Raw genomic sequence first — 17,696 nt, forward strand, 5'->3', positions numbered from 1 at the left:
CGTGTCAGCGCCGCCGTCGTTTCTGTGCGCCCGCCTGCTTGCGCGGCTTGCGGGGCTTCTTGGGCAGACGCCCGCGCTCACCCGGCGGCCGTACGTGCACCCCGCGCCAGCGCTGCAACGTCAGGCGCGCGGCCGAGGCGACCCGGGGCGCCGGATGGTGCTCGATGAGGAAGCGCAGCATCGGGGTGGTGTAGGGATGGTCGCTGCACGTCATCATGCCGAGCATGCTCAGCACGTCCTCGACGTCGAGGTTGCCGGAGAGCTGGAGCACCGACTCGGCGGGCCCGCCGATCTCCATGGCGGCCACGGTCATGTCGGCGTACACCCAGGCCACGTCCACGGGGGCGGGCGGGAGGCCGTGGTCCTCCTTCTCGCGTGCCCGGATGAGCGCCCCCAGCCGGGGCACCTCGCGCAGCGCGGCGGCGATCTCCAGGCCCGGCCCGCCGAGGTCCTCCAGCAGCACGGTCAGGCCGACGGCCCGGCTCAGCGGGCTGACGTCGAGCAGGACGCCGGCGATCTCCTCGGCGGCCCGCGCCGGATCCCGGCCGCCCAGCCAGACGCGCACCTCCTCGGCGCGCTCCTCGTCGTCGTACGTGCGCAGCGCCCGCAGCAGCGTGGGGGCGTCGACGCCGGCCGTGCCGCCGTGGACCGGGATGTCCTGGCCGATGAGGGTCTTGAACAGGTCGAGCGCGCTCCACGTGCCGAGCGGGGTCAGCGACACCGACGAGCCCTCGCGCCGGATCAGCCGCAGCCAGGCCAGCTCGTCGGCCGCCTCGTCGGTCAGCTCGGGGATCTCCGTCAGCAGCAGGGCGTCGCGGTGGCTGAGCAGCATCAGCAGGGTGCTCGTGCCGGCGTCGGGCGCCGCCGCGTCGGCCTCGGGGGAGAACAGCGAGTAGAGGATGTCGCCCCACGTGTCCAGCACGTCGTCGGCGGGCCCCGAGGTCAGGGTCTCGACCGCCGGGCCGGCCGTGGCGGCCCCGTCGCGCACGTCGATGAGCCTGCTGTCCTCCGCCACGCTCCACAACCGCCCGGACTCCGGCCGCGCCGCCCCAGGATCACCGGCGGCGGAGGCGAGTCGGAGCAGGTCGTGGACGATCGGCGTAGCCCGCACCACGGCCGCGAGGTCGTCGGCCGGGAGGAGGCGCACCGGTGGCTGGAGGGTCACTGGCGGCAGCAGGTCCGCCTGATGGAGGAAAGAGTCCACGGTGCGTAAGGTTACTGTTTCATTGTGTGACGTTGCCTGCTCTTTGCCTGCATCGGGTGGCCGGAAAACGCGTGGGATTCTGTCGGTGGCCGGTGATACAAACGGTCCGACGTTCACCCGCCCTCGGCCAAGGGGTTTCACCGTGACCACCGGCAGTTCGGAGTTCTCCGTCGAAGGCGGCCCCCGCTACAACCGGCGGGGGCCGGTCCGCTGGCTCTGGTCCCACCTGCGCCACCACCCGCTCCCCCTGACCGGCTTCCTCGGCGGTTCGCTGGTGATGGTGGTGCTCAACGCGCTGGTCCCGCAGCTCACCGGCGCGGCCTTCGACGCGGTGCTGGGCGGCCGGGGCGAGCCCGCCGCCGCGCTGGGCCTGGTCGCCCTGTCGCTGCTGGCGGTGGTGTCGGCCCGCGGCCTGCTCGACCTCGTCGCCAGGCTGAGCAGCGAGACCCTGGCCAAGCGGCTTGAGCGCGACGCCCGCGACGAGCTCTACGTCGGCCTGCTCGGCAAGAGCCAGACCTTCCACAACCGGCAGCGGGTGGGCGACCTGATGGCGCGGGCGGCCAACGACATCCGCCAGCTCTCCATCATGATCAGCCCGGGGGTCGACCTGATCGTCGACTCCGGGCTCACCGGCCTGGTGCCCTTGTTCTTCATCGCCGCGATCGACCCCCGGCTGCTGCTGGTGCCCGTGGTGTTCGCGGTCATGTTCGCGTTCGCGCTGCGCCACTACATGGGGCAGCTCAACCCGGTGGCCACCCGCATGCGCGACGAGTTCGGCGACCTCAACGCCGGGCTGAGCCAGGCGGTGCGCGGCATCGAGGTGATCAAGGTGACCGCGCAGGAGGAGCAGGAGCGGCTGCGCTTCCGCGCCCACGCCCGGCGCTACCGCGACTCCTTCGTGCGCAACGGCCTGGTCCAGGCCCGTTACCTGCCCACGTTGCTGTTCGCGGCCGCCATGGCCGGGGCGCTGTGGCACGGGCTCCAGCTCCAGGCCGCCGGCGCGATCACGATCGGCGACCTGGTGGCCTTCATGGGGCTGATGGGCATGCTCGGCTTCCCGACCCAGATCTCGATCTTCACGTTCTCGCTGGTGCAGATCGGCATCGTGTCCTCGCGCCGCATCCTCGACATCGTCAACGCCGAGACCGAGCTGGCGCAGCCGTCCGCCGGCCACGCCGCGTCCGTCGAGGGTGAGATCGTCTTCGACGACGTCACGTTCGGCTACGGCTCGGGCGAGCCCGTCCTGCGCGGGGTGTCGTTCACCGTGCGGCCGGGCGAGACGGTGGCGATCGTCGGCGAGACCGGGGCGGGCAAGAGCACGCTGACGAAGCTGGTGCCCCGCATCTACGACGTCACCTCGGGCCGCATCCTGGTCGACGGCGTCGACGTCCGCGAGTGGGACCTCGACTCGCTGCGCTCCCAGATCTCCACCATCGAGCAGGACATCGTGCTGTTCTCGCGGTCCGTGGCCGAGAACATCGCCTTCGGCCTCGGCCAGCGGGCCGACCGCGCGGCCGTGGTCAGGGCGGCGGAGGACGCGCAGGCCGCCGAGTTCGTGGCCGAGCTCGACGACGGCTACGACACCGTCATCGGCGAGCGCGGCCTCACGCTGTCCGGCGGCCAGCGCCAGCGGCTGGCCATCGCGCGGGCGCTGCTGACCGACCCGGCGATCCTCGTCCTCGACGACTCCACCAGCGCCATCGACTCCGCCACGGAAGACCGGATCCAGCAGGCCATCGGCCGCATCCAGGAAGGGCGCACGACCCTGCTGATCACCCACCGGCTCTCCCAGATCCGCTGGGCCGACAAGATCCTGCTGCTGCGGCGCGGCGAGGTGGCCGGCTTCGGCACCCACGACGAGCTGATCGCCGGCAGCCCCCTCTACCGCCGCATCTTCTCCCACTACGACGAGGTCCCGGTCGGCGAGGGCGCGCTCGACGAGCAGGAAAGGGTCCACTGATGGGCTTCATCATGGACGGCCTCGACGCCGAAGACTACGACCGCAGCTACGACGACCGTGACCTGATGCGCCGGATCCTCGCCTACTTCCGCCCCAAGCTGGGCGCGATGCTCCTGGTGGCGACCATGATCGTGCTGGTCTCGGCGGCGCAGGCGGTCCTGCCGCTGCTGGCCAGCCAGGGCGTCGACGCCATCCAGGACGGCACGATCGGCCACGTCGGCCCGTTCCTCGTCGTCGGCATCCTGCTCGCCGGAGCGCTGAGCTGGGCCTTCAACTTCGTCCGCCAGTGGTACAGCGCGCGGGTGACCGGCGACGTCGTGCTCCGCCTGCGCGAGGACGCCTTCGACGCCGTGCTCCAGCGCGACCTGTCGTTCTACGACGAGACCCCCTCGGGCCGCATCGTCAGCCGCGTCACCTCCGACACCGACGACTTCGCCACGGTCTCCACCCTGACGATGGACCTGATCAGCCAGGTGCTGATGGTGGGCTTCGTCACCGTCCTGCTGTTCCTGCGCAGTGTCGAGCTGGCGTTGCTGACCCTGCTGGTGGCGCCGATCGTGATGGGCCTCGCGCTGGTGTTCCGGCGGCTGGCCAGGTCCAGCACGCGCCGCGCCCAGCGCTCGCTGGGCCGGGTCAACGCCAACCTCCAGGAGACCATGGGCGGCATCGCCGTCGCCAAGAACTTCCGCCAGGAGCGGCAGGTCTACGACGAGTTCCGGCCCATCAACGAGCAGAGCTACCGGGTGACGCTGCGGCAGGGCTTCGTCTTCTCGGCCATCTTCCCCCTGCTGTTCCTCGTGGCCGGGCTCGCGACGGTCGCGCTGGTCCAGCTCGGCGGCACGTCGGTGCTGGGCCACGGCCTGTCGGCGGGCGACTGGTACCTGTTCCTGCAGGGCGTCTCGCTCTTCTGGATGCCGCTGACCTCGATCGCCGCCTTCTGGTCGCAGTTCCAGCAGGGCCTGTCGGCCTCCGAGCGGGTCTTCGCCCTGATCGACGCCCCGCCCCGGGTCGTGCAGACGGGCTCGGCCGACCCCGGCAGGCTGGCCGGGCGCATCGAGTTCGACGACGTCACCTTCGGCTACGACGCGGCCCACCCCGTCCTGCGGAACTTCGACCTGGTCATCGAGGCGGGCGAGACCGTCGCGCTGGTCGGCCACACCGGCGCCGGGAAGTCCACGCTGAGCAAGCTGATCACGAGGTTCTACGAGTTCCAGGAAGGCCGCCTGCAGATCGACGGCCACGACATCCGCTCACTCGACCTCGGCGCCTACCGGCGGCAGATCGGCGCGGTGCCGCAGGCGCCGTTCCTGTTCAGCGGCACGGTCGCCGACAACATCCGCTACCCGCGGCCCACGGCGGGCGACGACGAGGTGCTGGCCGCGGCGGCCGCGGTCGGCGGCGGCGACTGGATCGAGGCCCTGCCCGACGGCCTGCTCACCGACGTGGGCGAGCACGGCCGGGCCCTGTCCATGGGCCAGCGGCAGCTCGTCGCGCTGGCCCGCCTGCTCATCCAGGACCCGGCGATCGTCGTCCTCGACGAGGCCACCGCCAGCGTCGACCCGCTGACCGAGGCCCAGATCCAGGAGGGGCTCGACGTGGTGCTGGCCGGCCGCACCTCGATCGTCATCGCCCACCGGCTGTCCACGATCGAGCACGTCGACCGGATCATCGTGCTCGACCACGGGCAGATCGTGGAGGAAGGCGGCCACGCCGAGCTGCTGGCCCGTGGCGGCCGCTACTGCCAGGTCTACAACACCTACTTCCGCCACCAGTCGCCCAACTACCGCCCCGACAGCGGGTTCGTCGCCGTCGGCGACACCTGACGGCCTCACATGATGAGCCGCTGGTGCCTGCTGCTGCGCCACTCCACCATGAGCACGGTCGCGTCGTCCTGGAGCCGCCCGTGCTGGTGCTCCAGGATGGCCTGCACCAGCCGGCGCAGCGTCTCGGGGGCCGACAGGCCGTCGGCCTCCTGCCGGAGGATGAAGTCGATGAAGCGCTCCAGCCCGAACAGCTCGCCGTCCGGGCTCTGCGCCTCGATGATCCCGTCGGTGTAGAACAGCAGCCGGTCGCCGGGCTGGATCTGGTACTGAAGCTCCCCGGTGCACGGCTGCAGCGAGAAGCCCATCGGCGGGTCGGGCTCGCCGGACAGCGTGGCGACCTGCTGGCCCTCGCGGACCACGAGCGGCGGATGATGCCCCCGGTTCACCCAGGTCAGCCAGCCGGTGCGCAGGTTGAGCTCGGCCAGGATGCCGGTGGTGAAGCGGCCGGTGAACTGCTCGGCGATGGCGGCGTCGATCGCCTGGGCCGTGCCGACGAGATCGGCGCCCTGCCGCCGGCTGTTCCGGCTCGCCCCGACGGCGATGGTGGCCGTCAGCCCGGCGGAGGTGTCGTGGCCCATCGAGTCGAAGATCGACACGTGCAGCGTGTCGCCGGCGATGGCGTAGTCGAAGGCGTCGCCGCCCACCTCGTACGCGGGTTCCAGCACGGCGCTGACGACCACCTCGTCGTTGGCGAACGTCCCGGGCGGCAGCAGGGGCAGCAGCACCTCGGCCGACAGGGTCATCGGCTGGGCGCGGACCAGCCGCGAGTAGGAGTCGCTGTGCGGGCGCTTGCTGATCACCAGCAGCGCGACCAGCGACGCGAGCTGCTTGGCCCGCCACTCGGCCACCTCGTCGTCCTCCTGCACCGTCACCCCGAGCACGCCCATGCGTTCGGTGCCGTCGAGGAGCGGCAGCCACAGCCTGGTCGCACCGCCGGGCACCCGGACGACCTCGGCGTTGCGGAAGGCGACACCGGCGAGCGTGCCGTCGATCCGCAGGACCGCCGGCGGCTCGCCGGACACGTCCTGCTGCTGCGGGATCGGGATGAGCTGCTGTTGTTGCAGGTCGGTGACGTAGACCACGGTGTCGGAGAAGCCCGCCATCGCGGCGTGCCGGGCGACCATGTGCGGCAGCTCCTCCATCGCGGTCAGGTGGTTGGCGGACAGCATGCCGCCCAGCATCAGCTCTCCGCCACTGCGCCGCATCGGCCCCCCTCCCTGAGGTCCGTCCGGTAACCTACCCATTTCAAGGGGCCCGTTTCTGCCCCGACGGCCGTCGCTGACACATCCGCACGATCCGGGCCGGAGGTCCCTCAGCTGTCCGCCTGTTCTTCCGCCAGCGGTCACAGCCGCGAACGCCGCGCCGCCTACAGCAGGCGCGAACGGTTCGAGGCCGCCCTCTTGCGCACCTCGGTGAAGAACACCTCCGTGTGGCGGTGGTGGCGTCGCGTACGGCTGGGCTCCCGGCCGGGCGCGGTGTCCGCGTGCTGGGAGAAGGTCAGCCAGCAGCTGCGGATGCCGTAGAGGAGGTTCTCCAGCAGGTCGAGGGCCGGGCGGCCGGGGTTGAGCGGGGTGATGGGCAGGTAGACCGTGCTGGGGCCGAGGCCGAGCTCGGGATGGTCGGTGCGGGCCTGGGCGATCAGCTCCTCGGCCACGCCGATGCGGTGCTTGGCCTCGGTGACGCCGTAGAGGTGGCCCTCGGCGACGTGCAGGGCGTTGCGGATCATGGGCATGACCGCGTGCCGGGGCGAGCCGCCGCCGCTCATCGCGGAGATGACCTCGGTGAGGCTCTCCTGGGCAGGGGCCTTGATGTTGTCGACCTCGGAGATCGTCTGCATCGGGTGCAGGCCGGTGTGGCGGGCGCTGACGGTCGCGGCGGCGTAGAGCCAGTGGGCCGCCGCGATCGCGGCCGCCGTCGGGTCGATCTTCGTGAACAGCGCCTCCGTGCCGAACGGATGCTGATGCAGCAGGCTGTCGGCCTGGGCCACCTGAAGGGGCGAGGCGTCCTCCCGGCTGAGCATGACGGCCTGCTGGGCGCGCGCGGTCAGGTCGCCGAGCTCGGCGTTCTCGATGGCGGCCAGCTCCGCGGTGACGTCGGTGGCGACACGGCCGGACAGCCGGGCGAGGTTGATCGTGGCCAGCGTACGGCCGACGCGATGGGCGACCTCCTCCACCCGCGTGGAGTAGAGCGTCAGCGCGCCGTTGGCCGGCCGGACGGGCGCCAGCAGGGCCGGGATGACCGAGGCGAACGCGTCGCGCTCGGCCTGGCGCTGCCAGCCGACGCTGTTCGGGCCGTGCTGGTCGGCGGCGCTGGACGGATGGGTGTAGCAGCGCCAGCAGGCGTGGGACAGCTCCGTGAGGCTGGTGGCCAGGCGGAGGGTGTCCGGGCTCGATGGCACTTCTTCCGCCACGGTGGTGGCGATGTCGCCGATCCCCGTACCCCATGTGGCGATGAGCGCGTGGCGGGTGTGGTCGACGGCGAACCGGGTCACGGAGGCTCCTTAAAACGGGGGGTGTGGGGGAGCGTGATGACATGCTCAGGATGCTTGATCCAGGGTGGGCGTGTAGGGAAATTCGCATTGTTGTCGGTCCCTGATCTGCGGATTTGCCGTGAAATGCGCCAGAAGATTTTTCCGGAGGATGGGCTAGTGGGAGGCCGCTGAGCGGAGGAGTCGCGTTTTATGGGGATATGTCGGCTCCTGGTAGGCATACGGGAGAGGGCCGGCGGGCGCACCCGTGCGGGCGGGGCGGTGTGCCCGTGCGGGCGGGGCGGTGTGCCCGTGCGGGCGGGGCGGTGTGCCCGTGCGGGCGGGGCGGTGTGCCCGTGCGGGCGGTGCGCCGTCTCTAGCCGCGTTCCTCCGGGCTGGACCTGTTTCGGTCCGTCACTTTCGGTGGCCAATATCCGCTGGCAGAAAAGAAACGTGGGCGCCGGTGTAATGGAACTCCACCCGGCGAAATCGTGATCATCCCCATGTGGCCGAGCAGTGTGTCACCGTTTTCTCATCCCCGGGGCTCCCGCCCGCCCGTCCGGTGCGGGCCCCTTCCAAGCTGCGCAAAGGCAGGAATGTGTGGACCTAGAAACGCAGATCCTCAGGTTGCTGTTGCGCCTGCGGAAGCTCAAGGCAGGCAGGCCCACCGGCGACCTCACGGCGACCACGACCGGCATCACGCGGATGCAGGCCGACATCGCCGACATCCGGACGGAGATGCGACAGGACTTCGCCGCCCTCGGCGACGAGCTGGCAGCCCTCCGACGCCACATGAACGACCATTTCACCGCCGACCGGTCGCGCTGCTGCAAGGGCCCGGTTCCCGGCTGCCCGCAGGGCGCGTCGGCGTTCGACGCAGGCCCGATCGGATCCTGACCGGCTCCGCTCCAGGCTCAGCCTGAGGCCGTCGCGGCGCCAGGCTGAGCCCCTCCGGGACCCCCGCACCCGTTGCTTCCCGGCCGTCGTGTCGGGTATACACGGGTTGCCACCATGTGCTTACAGCAAGTGGGACCCGGCCGCCCTCCTCCACCGGGCCGGTTCCCTACCTACTACCGGTGAAGGTAGGAGTAAGTGGATGTAGAGGCGGAGATCCTGGACATCAAGCTTCGCGTCCAGGCGCTGGAGGCGACGCTGTGCGCCGAGGCCGACTGTTCGGAGGCGGTGCTCGCCTTCGCCGAGATGAGGGCCGACCTCGCCGAGACCCGGAGCGAGGTGGGCCAGGACGTGACGGCCCTGACCGACGAGCTGCTCGGCCTCCACGGGCAGACCGACGAACACTTCCAGGCGGTCCGGTCGAAGATCCGCCGCCGGCTCGACCTCCTGCGCTGCGAGACCCTCGACCTGGCCATCAGGCTCGACCGCCTGCTGGAGAGGGGCGACTCCTAGCGTGCGCGGGCCCGTCCCTGGGTGAGCAGGGTCCGCATGGTCGCCGGCGGGCGCGCGGCGAGGTCGGCGGCGAAGTGCTCGAAGATGTTGAGTATCGTCCCCTCGGGCAGGCTCTGGAGCTCGCGTTCCCGGCGCACGAACGGCCCGAGCGCGTGCCACATCTCGACGTACCGGCGGTGCAGCAGGGAGCTCACGAACTGCTTGTCGATGATGTCGAGGTGGGCCAGGATCGCGTAGAGCTGGAAGAAGTAGCCGATGTCGTAGATCTTGCGCTGCACGTCGTCGTCCAGGCCCGAGATGCCCTTGTCGCTGGGGAGTTTGGGCAGCTCGTCGCGGATGAAGGCGTAGCTGCGGTGGAACTCCAGCGACCGGAACTCCTTGAGCAGGTCGATCAGCGGTTCGACGTGGTTGCCGTGCCGCTGCGCCCTGAACTGGTTGCGCGCGATGCGCGAGGAGGCCACCACCGCCGAGATGGAGACGATCACGGCCCCGACATTGATCAGCACTGAGACGTCCATCAGGCCTCCTCGGTCAGCTCGGCCACGAAAGCGTGGATCACGTCGTTTACCACGTCCGGACACTGGAGCTGCGGCCAGTGCCCCAGGCAGCGCGGTCGGAGGTCCACCACGGAGATCAGCGGGTTCAGCGAGCGCAGGACCGCGAGGTCGGTGTCCCGGCGGCTGCGTACGTAGAGCATCGGCACCGGGCAGCGCCTGCACAGGTCCGTGGGGTCGTACCGCAGGATGTCGTGCCACAGGGGCCGTACGACCTGCTCGGGGGTGCGTTCCAGCGCCCGGAAGACCTCCGCGCGCCCGTCGTGGCCGCCGTCGGGCCCCCAGGCGTCGCTCATGGTGGCCAGGTAGTGGCCGCGCCAGTCGCCCGCCTCGGACTCGCGCGCCCGGGCCGCGTTCGCCCGCCTGCCGGCGGCGGTGACCGCGAAGTTGCTGTCCAGCACCACGACGCCGGAGACGAGCTCGGGCCGGGTCGCGGCGATCATCGCCGCGATCAGGCCCCCGGCGCTGTGACCGGCCAGGACGACCCCGCTCAGCCCCCGCGCGCGCAGCTCACCCGCGACGGCCTCCGCCATGGCCCCGACCGAGTACGCGCCGCCCGCCAGCCCGGGCGACCCGCCGTGCCCGGGAAGATCGAGCCCCAGCAACCCCAGCTCCGGCCTGAGCCCCTGCCACTGCCGGACGAACTGCCCCCGCTCGCACCCCAGCCCGTGCAACAACACGATCGTGGGCCCGCCGGGCAGCTCGGACGGCGGCCGCTCGGACGCGGCGAGACGAAGAGGTGGATTCCCGGTGATGTTCGGCATCGCAGTGACCTCGCAGAAGACGTCACTTCAGGGTTACCCGGCCAACGCCCCGTCCTCCCCGGAGGTTCCCGGCCTGGCGACGTCGAGGAAGGCGGGGCGGGTCCAGGTGGACAGGAGGCGGAGGGCGGTCTGGGTGGGGGAGCCTTCCTCGGCGGTGTGGGCGATCAACGCCTGGTCGGGGTCGTCGGGAAGGCGGAGGGTCTCGAAGCCGAGGTCGAGCCTGCCGACCACCGGGTGCTGGTAGACGTAACGTCCGTGGGTCTTGTCCTTGAGCCGGTGTTCGGCCCAGAGCTCGCGGAACTCCGGGCAGGCCGCGGACAGCTCCTCCACCAGGGCCGCCGTCCGCGGGTCCCCGGGGTGGCGGCCCGCGTCGAGGCGCAGGTAGGCGACCACGTCGGCGGCCTTGGCGGGCCAGTCGGCGTACAGGTCGCGCATGCCCTCGTCCAGGAACACCAGGCGGGCCAGGTTGCGCTGCCGGGGCGGCAGCACGCCGAAGTCGGTGATCAGCGCCGCCGCGAGGTGGTTCCAGGCCAGCACGCCGGCCCGTCCCCAGGCGTGAGGAGGGCACGGGAGATGTCGCTCGTCGTCGTGGCCCAGTGCCTGGCCGCGCCCGGACAGGAGGACCGGCTGCGGACCGCCCTCGAAGCGATGATCGAACCGTCCCTGGACGAGCCCGGCTGCCTGGCCTACCGCGCCTACGCCGACCCCAACCATCCTGCGAGCATGGTGGTGATCGAGGAGTGGGCCAGTGCGCGGGCGCGGCTGGAACACCTCGCCACCCCGCATCACCGCCATGCGGCACAGGTGCTGGCCCTCGCCCTGGCCGAGCCGATGACCCTCCGCACGCTCGTGACCGCCTCCGGCGCGGGCGGGGAGGTCAGCAGCGCTGACCGTTGACGTGGTCGATCGACGGGCTGTGCGTCACCGTCTGGCAGAAGTAGCTGCCGGACGGGATGGTGATCGTGCCGTAGGTGCCGCTCGCGACGATGACGTACCCGATCAGGTCGGAGATGTGAATGCGGGAGCCGCTGGTCCACGTGCAGGAGGCGTCCGTGGCGGCGGCCGGCGCGACGGGCCCGGCCGGGACCGACCGGTCCTGTGGTGTCCGCAAGCGGTCGATGTCGGGCACCCGTCACCGGACGGCGGTGAGGTCGACGACCACGAAGTCGCCGCCGCGGCGGAAGACCGCGAGGCCGCTGCCCGCCGGCGCCCTGAAGCGGACCTGCGGGTCGATGTCCCGCAGCTCGGCGGTGACGCCTGATCGCAGGTCGTGGACCAGTGCGCGGTCGGGCAGCTGGGCGGTGAGAAATCGGTCCTGCTGTAATGGTTGCGGCCCGACCCCTGACACGTCCACGTCGCGTCGTCCTCGCCCGTCCCGGTCCTGGACGTGGGCGATGGACGTCCGGTCCGGGCGGGTCACGCAGATCGTGACGCCGCAGGCCATGACGTCGTTCCGGGTGTGCTTCTCGCCGGTCTCGACGTTCGTGACGGACCGGAAGGGGGTCTCGGTGTCGCCGAACGTCCCGGGTGAGCCGATCCAGGGCCAGCTCAGGATGTGCTGACCACGCGTGCCTTCGACGCGCCGCGGCCGGCCGCCTTCGAGGCCCACGGTGAAGACGCCGTCGTCGCCGGTCGACCAGGCGAGGCGGTCCGGGATGACGGCGATGCCCGTGACCATGCCCGTGACGCGGCCGGCGGGGGAGGCCGGGGGCAGCGGAGCCGAGGTGAGCCGGCGCGGTTCGCCGCCGTCCGCCGGGACGGTCCACAGGTCGGCGGTTCTCCTGTCGCCGTCCCCGCGCGCCGTCCACCAGGCGATCCGGCCCTGGCCAGCGGTGAAGCCGTCGGGGAAGAGGGTGGTGCCGGAGGGGCGGGGGAGGGCGGCGAGCCTGGTCGCCTTGGCGGTGTTCACGTCGTAGGCGTAGAGGCCGCCGGGCTTTCCCGATCCCGCCGCGGCGGTCAGGAGGAGCCTGGTGGCGTCCAGCATCAGGCGTGGCCGGACCTTTCTGCCGTCGGGAAATTCGGCCGGTAACACGTGCACTGCTCCGGGCCACACCTTCTCCACGGGTTCCGGAGCCGAGAGGACGGGTGCGCCCGGCTTTCCGCCACTTTTCGGCACGGACAGAACGTGAATTGTGGCAGCCGAAATGGCTGCCACCGCCACGGTGGAGACGATCGCCGTGATGAGACCGCGGCGGGGCCGAGCAAATGTGTTGGTCATTTACGAGTCCTTCTTTATAGCGGTTTTCGGTGCGATTCATGAGTATGGGGGCATGGAGTGCGTGCCGCAGGAGGGCGGTGCGGCCGAGGCTCGGGGAACCGGGAGAGCCGTGGCCGCTCGGCGGGTCGTCGTCGGGGGCGGGGTGCTGGTCGTGGCGGTGCTGGCGTACTGGCTGGGCGGCGGCGGTGGTGGCAGGGAGAACGCCGGAGAAAGGCCCGGCGTGACGCCGACGCCCAGCGCGACGCCCGCGGTGCCGGACGTCTTCCGGAAGGTCGGGCCGTCGGTGGTGGTCGTCCGGGCGGGGAAGTCGTTCGGCACGGGGGTGATCGCGGCCGAGGACGGGACGGTCCTGACGGCGCATCACGTGGTCAAGGGCTCGAAGAACGTCGATCTCACGTTCGCCGACGGGACCAGGGCGAAGGCCGTCGTGGCCGCGGCGAACCCCAAGCGGGACGTCGCCGTGCTCAAGCCGGCGAAGCTGCCGGAGATCGTCGTGCCGGCGACGCTCGGCGGCGCCGTGGACGTCGGGGCGCCGGTCGTGGCGATCGGCAATCCGCTCGGCCTGACCTACAGCGTCTCCACCGGCGTGGTGTCGGGCCTCGACCGGACCACCGGCGGGACCGCCGAGGACGGCGGCCTGAACGGGCTGATCCAGTTCGACGCCTCCGTCAACCCGGGGAGCTCCGGCGGGCCGCTTCTGGACGCCCGCGGACTGGTCGTCGGGATCGTCGTCTCGATCGCCGACCCCGGGGGCGACGACGCGTTCGCGGGCATCGCGTTCGCGGTGCCGATCGGCGTGGCCCTGGGCGGCGACGAAGGCGACGGACCGCCGGGCGACGGACCACAGATCTGACCCACCTTGCGCGTAGCGTCGAGAGAAGGGACACCATGACCCCACCCCCGTCTCATCCGCTCGAACAGGTCCTGTTCGAGGTCAAGCGCACCATCGTCGGCCAGGACGTCCTGCTCGAACGCATGGCCGTGGCCCTGATCGCCGACGGTCACCTGCTGGTGGAAGGCGTACCGGGCCTGGCAAAGACCTTGGCGGTCCGGTCCCTGGCGGCGGCGATCACCGGCGGTTTCCAGCGCGTCCAGTTCACCCCCGACCTGGTCCCCGCCGACCTCGTGGGCACGCGGGTCTACCACCAGCACTCCGGCGAGTTCAGGACGGAGCTCGGCCCGGTGTTCACCAACCTCCTGCTCGCCGACGAGATCAACCGCGCCCCCGCCAAGGTGCAGAGCGCCCTGCTGGAGGTGATGCAGGAGCACCAGGTGACGATCGGCCGGGAGACGTTCCAGGTGCCGGAGCCGTTCCTGGTCATGGCCACGGAGAACCCGATCGAGTCGGAGGGCACCTACCCGCTCCCGGAGGCGCAGGTCGACCGGTTCATGATGAAGGTGGTCGTCGGCTACCCCGCCCAGAACGAGGAACAGGCGATCGTCGAACGCGCGCTGCGCCCACCGGACCCACCGCAGCCGACGGTCACGACCGCCGAGCTGATGGAGATGCGGGCCCGCGCCCGGCAGGTGTACGTCGATCCGTCGATCGTCGACTACGCCGTACGCCTGGTCGCCGTGACCCGTTCGCCGGGCACGGCCGGGCTGGGCGAGCTGGAACGGTACGTCACGTACGGGGCCAGCCCGCGCGCGTCCATCGCGCTCGTGACGGGTGCCCGCGCGCTGGCCTTCCTGCGCGGCCGCGACTACGTCCTGCCGGACGACCTGTCCGAACTGGCCCTCGACGTGCTGCGTCACCGTCTGGTGCTGTCGTACGAGGCCCTGGCCGACGACGTGGACGCCGACACGATCATCACCCGGGTGCTCGGGGCCGTCCGCGCGCCCGACGTCGTCCTGCGGAACCGCTGAGCCGTCATGGCCACCGCCCCCGAGAAACTGCTGCTCCGCCTGGAGTGGAAGGTCGTCCGCAGGCTGGACGGCCGCCTCCAGGGCGCCCACCGCACCGCCCACCGCGGCTCCGGCGTCGACTTCACCGGCCTGCGCCCCTACACCGGCGGCGACGACGCCCGGCACATCGACTGGAACGTCACCGCCCGCCTGGACGAACCCCACCTGCGCGTGTTCACCGAGGACCGCGAGCTGACCGTGTGGCTGGTGCTCGACCGTTCGGCCTCGATGGCGGCCGGACGGCCGGGACGCGGCAAGCACGACGTGCTGGCCGAGCTGGCGCTCGTCCTCGCCCGGCTGTTCGGGCGGGGCGGCAACCGCGTCGGCGCGCTGCTGTTCGACAACGGGATGTCGCGCGTCGTGCCGCCGGGCGCCTCCCGGCGGCACACGCTGCGGATCGGCGCCGAGCTGGACCGCACCGCCGGCGCGCGCGCCGGCGCCACCACCGACCTGGCCCGGATGCTCGACGCGGCCGGACGGCTGGCGCGCCGCCGCTCGCTCGTCGTCGTCCTGTCGGACTTCATCGGCGACGGCGACTGGGAACATTCGCTCCGGCGCCTGGCCCGGCGGCACGAGGTCGTCGCCCTGCGGATCGTGGACACGGCCGACGACGTGCTGCCCGAGGCCGGGCTGATCGTGGTCGAGGACGCCGAGACCGGCGAGCAGCTCGTCGTCGACTCCGCCGACCCGCTGCTGCGGATCCGCTTCCGCGAGGCCGTGGACGCCCGCGACGCCCGGCTCGCGGCGGGCATGCGCCGGGCCGGGGTGCCGGTCCACCGCGTCGGCACCGACCGTGACCTGGTCGAGGCGCTGGTCGAGGTCGTCGCCCGGACCGGGGACCGGTCGCCGTGACGGGGATCATCGGTGATCGCCTGACCCTGTCGTCCCCGCTGCTGCTGGTCGCCGGGTTGCTCGTGACGGCGGCGCTGGCCTGGGCGGCCGTCGTCTCGGCCCGCCGCCGCAGGTCGGCGCTCGCCGCGGCCGGGTTCGCCGGGGCGGGCGGGCGCGGGGCGTACCTAGGGACCGGCCTGACGGTCGCCGGCGTCGGCGTGCTCGCGCTGGCCACCGCGGGGCCGGCGGCGATGGTGCCGGTGCCGCGGACGGCGGGCACCGTCGTCCTCGCCGTGGACGTCTCCAACAGCATGGGCGCCGACGACGTCGCGCCGACCAGGCTGGCGGCCGCGCAGCGGGCGGCCCGCGCGTTCGTGTCGGCGCAGCCCGACAGCGTGGACATCGGGGTCGTCGCGTTCGAACGGGGTGCGCTCACCACCGCGCGGCCCGCCGCCGACCACTCCGTCGCGCTCAAGGCCATCGACCGGCTGAAGGTCACCGGCGGCACCTCGCTCGGGGCGGCCATCACCGCCTCGCTGACGGCCATCACCGGCAGGCAGGTGGTCGTCGGCCGCGACGGCGCGCCGCCCGACGTCGGCTACTGGCCGTCGGCGACGATCGTGATGTTCTCCGACGGCCAGAACCAGGGCGGCGACGTCGAGCGGGCCGCCGCCGCGGCGCAGAAGGCGGGCGTGCGCATCCACACCGTCGGGATCGGCACCACGGCCGGGACGGCGGTGCGGGTCGACGGCTACCACCTGCAGACCGCGCTCGACGAGGACACCCTCACCACGATCGCGCGGACCACCGGCGGCGGCTACCATCCGGCCGCCGATGCCACGCGGCTCGACGGCGTCGCCGACACGATCGACCTGCGGCTCACCGTCTCCGACGAGCCGCTGCCCCTCGCCGGCGGGCTGATCGGGCTCGCCCTCGTGCTGCTCGCCGCGGGCGCGGCGCTCACCGTGCTGCGGTCCGGACGGGTGATCTGAATGTCGATGTCATGGCCCTGGGCGCTGCTGTCCGCGCTGGTCATCCCGTTGATCTTCGCGATCCGCTGGTGGGCGCTCCGCCGCCGGCGGCGGGCCGCCGTGCGCGTCACCTCGATCGCGCTCGTACGGGCCGCTCTTCCCGGGCGTACGCGCTGGACGCGGCGGATCCCGGTGGCGCTCTTCGTCGCCGGGCTCGCGCTGCTCGCGGTCGGGGCGGCGCGGCCGCAGGCGTCGGTGCCGGTGCCGACGCGGTCGACGACGATCCTGCTCGCGCTCGACACCTCCGGCTCCATGTGCTCCACGGACGTCGACCCCAACCGCATCACCGCCGCCCGGAAGGCCGCCGCCGGCTTCATCGAGTCGCAGCGCGGCGGACCGCGCATCGGCCTGGTCACCTTCGCCGGCACCGCGGGCCTGCTCGTCCCGCCCACCGACGACACCGACACCCTGATCGAGGCGCTGGACGGGCTCACCGTCGCCCGCGGCACCGCGATCGGGCAGGCCATGCTCACCTCGATCGACGCGATCGCCGAGGTGGACCCGTCGGTCGCGGCCACCTCGGCCACCCCTCCCGCTGCCGGCTCGGGGTACGCGGGCGCCGCCATCGTCGTGCTCACCGACGGCGCCAACACCCAGGGCGTCGAGCCGCAGCGGGCCGCCCAGGAGGCGGCGCTGCGCCGCGTACGGGTGTTCACCATCGGCTTCGGCACCACGAACCCGGCGCCGATGGTGTGCGACAACTCGCAGTTCGACGGTCGTGGCTTCCGCGGATGGGGAAGCGGGTTCGGCGGCGGTGGGGGCTTCGACCGGGGTCGCAACCCCCAGGTCATCGACGAGCCCGCACTCCGCGAGATCGCCCGGACGACCGGCGGCTCCTACCACCGCGCCGAGAACGCCGACCAGCTCGAAACCGCCCTCGACGCCCTTCCCGGCGCCTTCACCGTCGTCCGGGAACGGGTGGACGCGGCCGCCGTGTTCGCCGGGGCCGGCGCCCTGCTCGTCGTCGCGGCGCTGTCGCTCTCCCTCTGGTGGAACCGCCCGCGCCGCACCTGAGCGCCCGGCTAGTCGGACGCGGTCTCCGTCCGTTCGGTGAGGCGTTCGTGGCGCTGCCGGGCGGCCTGCGCGGTGCCCAGCCCGAGCCCGAAGGCGATCTCCTGCCAGGTCATCCCGCGCCCCCGGGCCATGCCCAGCAGCGCGGCCTCCAGCGCGTCCAGCTCCCCGCGGACCAGCGGGACGAGGCTCAACGCGGCGGTGATGTCGGCCTGGTCCACCTCCGGCTCGCCGTCGTCCAACTTCGCGGCCCCGCTGAGCAGGAACGACACCAGCCGGACGGCCTCGTGCGGACCGATGACCGACGGGTGCGCCTGCCGGCTCCGCTGCTCGTCGGTGGCGGCATGCCGCTCGGCGATCCGGAACAGGGAGGCGTGCACCCGCTGAAGGCGCGCCTGCTCGGCGTCCGGCGGGGAGAAGGGGTGGTCAGTGCTCGACATGGAGGTAACAATGCCGTCCGACGCAATCTGATGTCAACAGTCTGTTTTGAACGACTTGTTCAAAGTGAATCGGCCGGTTGA

The 17,696-nt window shown here is 72.0% G+C and carries 19 protein-coding genes; 10 read left to right on the forward strand and 9 right to left on the reverse strand.

All coding sequences use genetic code 11. The annotated features are described in order from the left end of the window. Nucleotides 1-4: 4 nt before the first annotated feature. Nucleotides 5-1,204 (reverse strand): hypothetical protein, encoded by a 1,200-nt coding sequence (locus ACIA8R_RS12330; RefSeq protein ID WP_397038152.1) that lies wholly within the window; start codon nucleotides 1,202-1,204, stop codon nucleotides 5-7. 142 nt (nucleotides 1,205-1,346) lie between these two features. Between ACIA8R_RS12330 and ACIA8R_RS12335 the strand changes: the two genes are divergently transcribed. Together ACIA8R_RS12335 and ACIA8R_RS12340 are read left to right on the forward strand one after the other, a co-directional pair. Next, the gene (locus tag ACIA8R_RS12335) at nucleotides 1,347-3,164 is read left to right on the forward strand and encodes an ABC transporter ATP-binding protein (protein WP_364095225.1); all 1,818 of its coding nucleotides are present in this window, start codon (nucleotides 1,347-1,349) and stop codon (nucleotides 3,162-3,164) included. Continuing rightward, nucleotides 3,164-4,987, forward strand: a complete 1,824-nt coding sequence (locus ACIA8R_RS12340) for an ABC transporter ATP-binding protein (protein WP_357696448.1) — start codon at nucleotides 3,164-3,166, stop codon at nucleotides 4,985-4,987. The genes ACIA8R_RS12335 and ACIA8R_RS12340 overlap by 1 nt, the downstream gene beginning before the upstream one ends. A gap of 5 nt (nucleotides 4,988-4,992) precedes the next feature. Here ACIA8R_RS12340 and ACIA8R_RS12345 read toward each other — a convergent pair whose 3' ends face one another. After that, on the reverse strand, nucleotides 4,993-6,192 hold the full coding sequence (locus ACIA8R_RS12345) for a PP2C family protein-serine/threonine phosphatase (RefSeq protein WP_364095219.1): 1,200 nt from the start codon (nucleotides 6,190-6,192) through the stop codon (nucleotides 4,993-4,995). Between the two features lie 161 nt (nucleotides 6,193-6,353). Next, a complete protein-coding gene (locus ACIA8R_RS12350; protein WP_357696442.1) occupies nucleotides 6,354-7,478 on the reverse strand; it encodes a hypothetical protein in 1,125 nt (374 codons plus the stop codon). Between the two features lie 576 nt (nucleotides 7,479-8,054). Here ACIA8R_RS12350 and ACIA8R_RS12355 point away from each other — a divergent pair. Further along, entirely contained in the window at nucleotides 8,055-8,351 is a 297-nt protein-coding gene (locus ACIA8R_RS12355) for a hypothetical protein (protein WP_357696440.1), read from the forward strand. A 195-nt stretch (nucleotides 8,352-8,546) separates the two neighbouring features. Next, nucleotides 8,547-8,861: a hypothetical protein gene (locus tag ACIA8R_RS12360; protein ID WP_357696438.1), complete on the forward strand. Its 315-nt coding sequence runs from the start codon at nucleotides 8,547-8,549 to the stop codon at nucleotides 8,859-8,861. On the opposite strand, the gene ACIA8R_RS12365 is transcribed toward ACIA8R_RS12360, so the two are convergent. From ACIA8R_RS12365 to ACIA8R_RS12375, 3 genes are read right to left on the reverse strand one after another with little or no spacing between them, the layout of a single operon-like run. Then, nucleotides 8,858-9,379 carry a hypothetical protein gene (locus ACIA8R_RS12365; protein WP_357696437.1) on the reverse strand — a complete coding sequence of 174 codons (522 nt, stop codon included), beginning with the start codon at nucleotides 9,377-9,379 and terminating at the stop codon, nucleotides 8,858-8,860. The genes ACIA8R_RS12360 and ACIA8R_RS12365 overlap by 4 nt on opposite strands. Continuing rightward, nucleotides 9,379-10,179: an alpha/beta hydrolase gene (locus tag ACIA8R_RS12370; protein ID WP_357696435.1), complete on the reverse strand. Its 801-nt coding sequence runs from the start codon at nucleotides 10,177-10,179 to the stop codon at nucleotides 9,379-9,381. The genes ACIA8R_RS12365 and ACIA8R_RS12370 overlap by 1 nt, the downstream gene beginning before the upstream one ends. 33 nt (nucleotides 10,180-10,212) lie before the next feature. Beyond that, entirely contained in the window at nucleotides 10,213-10,716 is a 504-nt protein-coding gene (locus ACIA8R_RS12375) for a hypothetical protein (RefSeq protein WP_364095211.1), read from the reverse strand. 36 nt (nucleotides 10,717-10,752) lie between these two features. Here ACIA8R_RS12375 and ACIA8R_RS12380 point away from each other — a divergent pair, with 36 nt between their 5' ends. Beyond that, nucleotides 10,753-11,076: a putative quinol monooxygenase gene (locus ACIA8R_RS12380; protein ID WP_397038157.1), complete on the forward strand. Its 324-nt coding sequence runs from the start codon at nucleotides 10,753-10,755 to the stop codon at nucleotides 11,074-11,076. Here the strand turns inward: ACIA8R_RS12380 and ACIA8R_RS12385 are convergent. Both ACIA8R_RS12385 and ACIA8R_RS12390 read right to left on the reverse strand, forming a co-directional pair. Then, nucleotides 11,057-11,290 carry a hypothetical protein gene (locus tag ACIA8R_RS12385; RefSeq protein WP_397038158.1) on the reverse strand — a complete coding sequence of 78 codons (234 nt, stop codon included), beginning with the start codon at nucleotides 11,288-11,290 and terminating at the stop codon, nucleotides 11,057-11,059. The genes ACIA8R_RS12380 and ACIA8R_RS12385 overlap by 20 nt on opposite strands. A gap of 21 nt (nucleotides 11,291-11,311) precedes the next feature. Then, on the reverse strand, nucleotides 11,312-12,217 hold the full coding sequence (locus ACIA8R_RS12390; protein ID WP_397038160.1) for a TolB family protein: 906 nt from the start codon (nucleotides 12,215-12,217) through the stop codon (nucleotides 11,312-11,314). A 289-nt stretch (nucleotides 12,218-12,506) separates the two neighbouring features. Between ACIA8R_RS12390 and ACIA8R_RS12395 the strand changes: the two genes are divergently transcribed. The 5 genes from ACIA8R_RS12395 to ACIA8R_RS12415 are packed head-to-tail and all read left to right on the forward strand — an operon-like array spanning nucleotide 12,507 to nucleotide 17,178. Continuing rightward, entirely contained in the window at nucleotides 12,507-13,250 is a 744-nt protein-coding gene (locus ACIA8R_RS12395; RefSeq protein WP_397038162.1) for a S1C family serine protease, read from the forward strand. Nucleotides 13,251-13,285: 35 nt separating this feature from the next. After that, nucleotides 13,286-14,263, forward strand: a complete 978-nt coding sequence (locus ACIA8R_RS12400; RefSeq protein WP_357696421.1) for a MoxR family ATPase — start codon at nucleotides 13,286-13,288, stop codon at nucleotides 14,261-14,263. Between the two features lie 6 nt (nucleotides 14,264-14,269). Further along, complete coding sequence (locus tag ACIA8R_RS12405) at nucleotides 14,270-15,154, forward strand: DUF58 domain-containing protein (RefSeq protein ID WP_357696419.1); 885 nt, start codon at nucleotides 14,270-14,272, stop codon at nucleotides 15,152-15,154. Continuing rightward, nucleotides 15,151-16,125: a VWA domain-containing protein gene (locus ACIA8R_RS12410; RefSeq protein WP_397038165.1), complete on the forward strand. Its 975-nt coding sequence runs from the start codon at nucleotides 15,151-15,153 to the stop codon at nucleotides 16,123-16,125. The genes ACIA8R_RS12405 and ACIA8R_RS12410 overlap by 4 nt, the downstream gene beginning before the upstream one ends. Then, complete coding sequence (locus ACIA8R_RS12415) at nucleotides 16,126-17,178, forward strand: VWA domain-containing protein (protein ID WP_357696415.1); 1,053 nt, start codon at nucleotides 16,126-16,128, stop codon at nucleotides 17,176-17,178. A gap of 8 nt (nucleotides 17,179-17,186) precedes the next feature. Here the strand turns inward: ACIA8R_RS12415 and ACIA8R_RS12420 are convergent, their stop codons facing one another. Then, the gene (locus tag ACIA8R_RS12420) at nucleotides 17,187-17,615 is read right to left on the reverse strand and encodes a DNA-binding protein (protein WP_357696413.1); all 429 of its coding nucleotides are present in this window, start codon (nucleotides 17,613-17,615) and stop codon (nucleotides 17,187-17,189) included. Nucleotides 17,616-17,696 lie beyond the last annotated feature (81 nt).

This window comes from Nonomuraea sp. NPDC051191 (assembly GCF_044455665.1).
In the GTDB taxonomy this organism is placed as follows: Bacteria; Actinomycetota; Actinomycetes; order Streptosporangiales; family Streptosporangiaceae; genus Nonomuraea.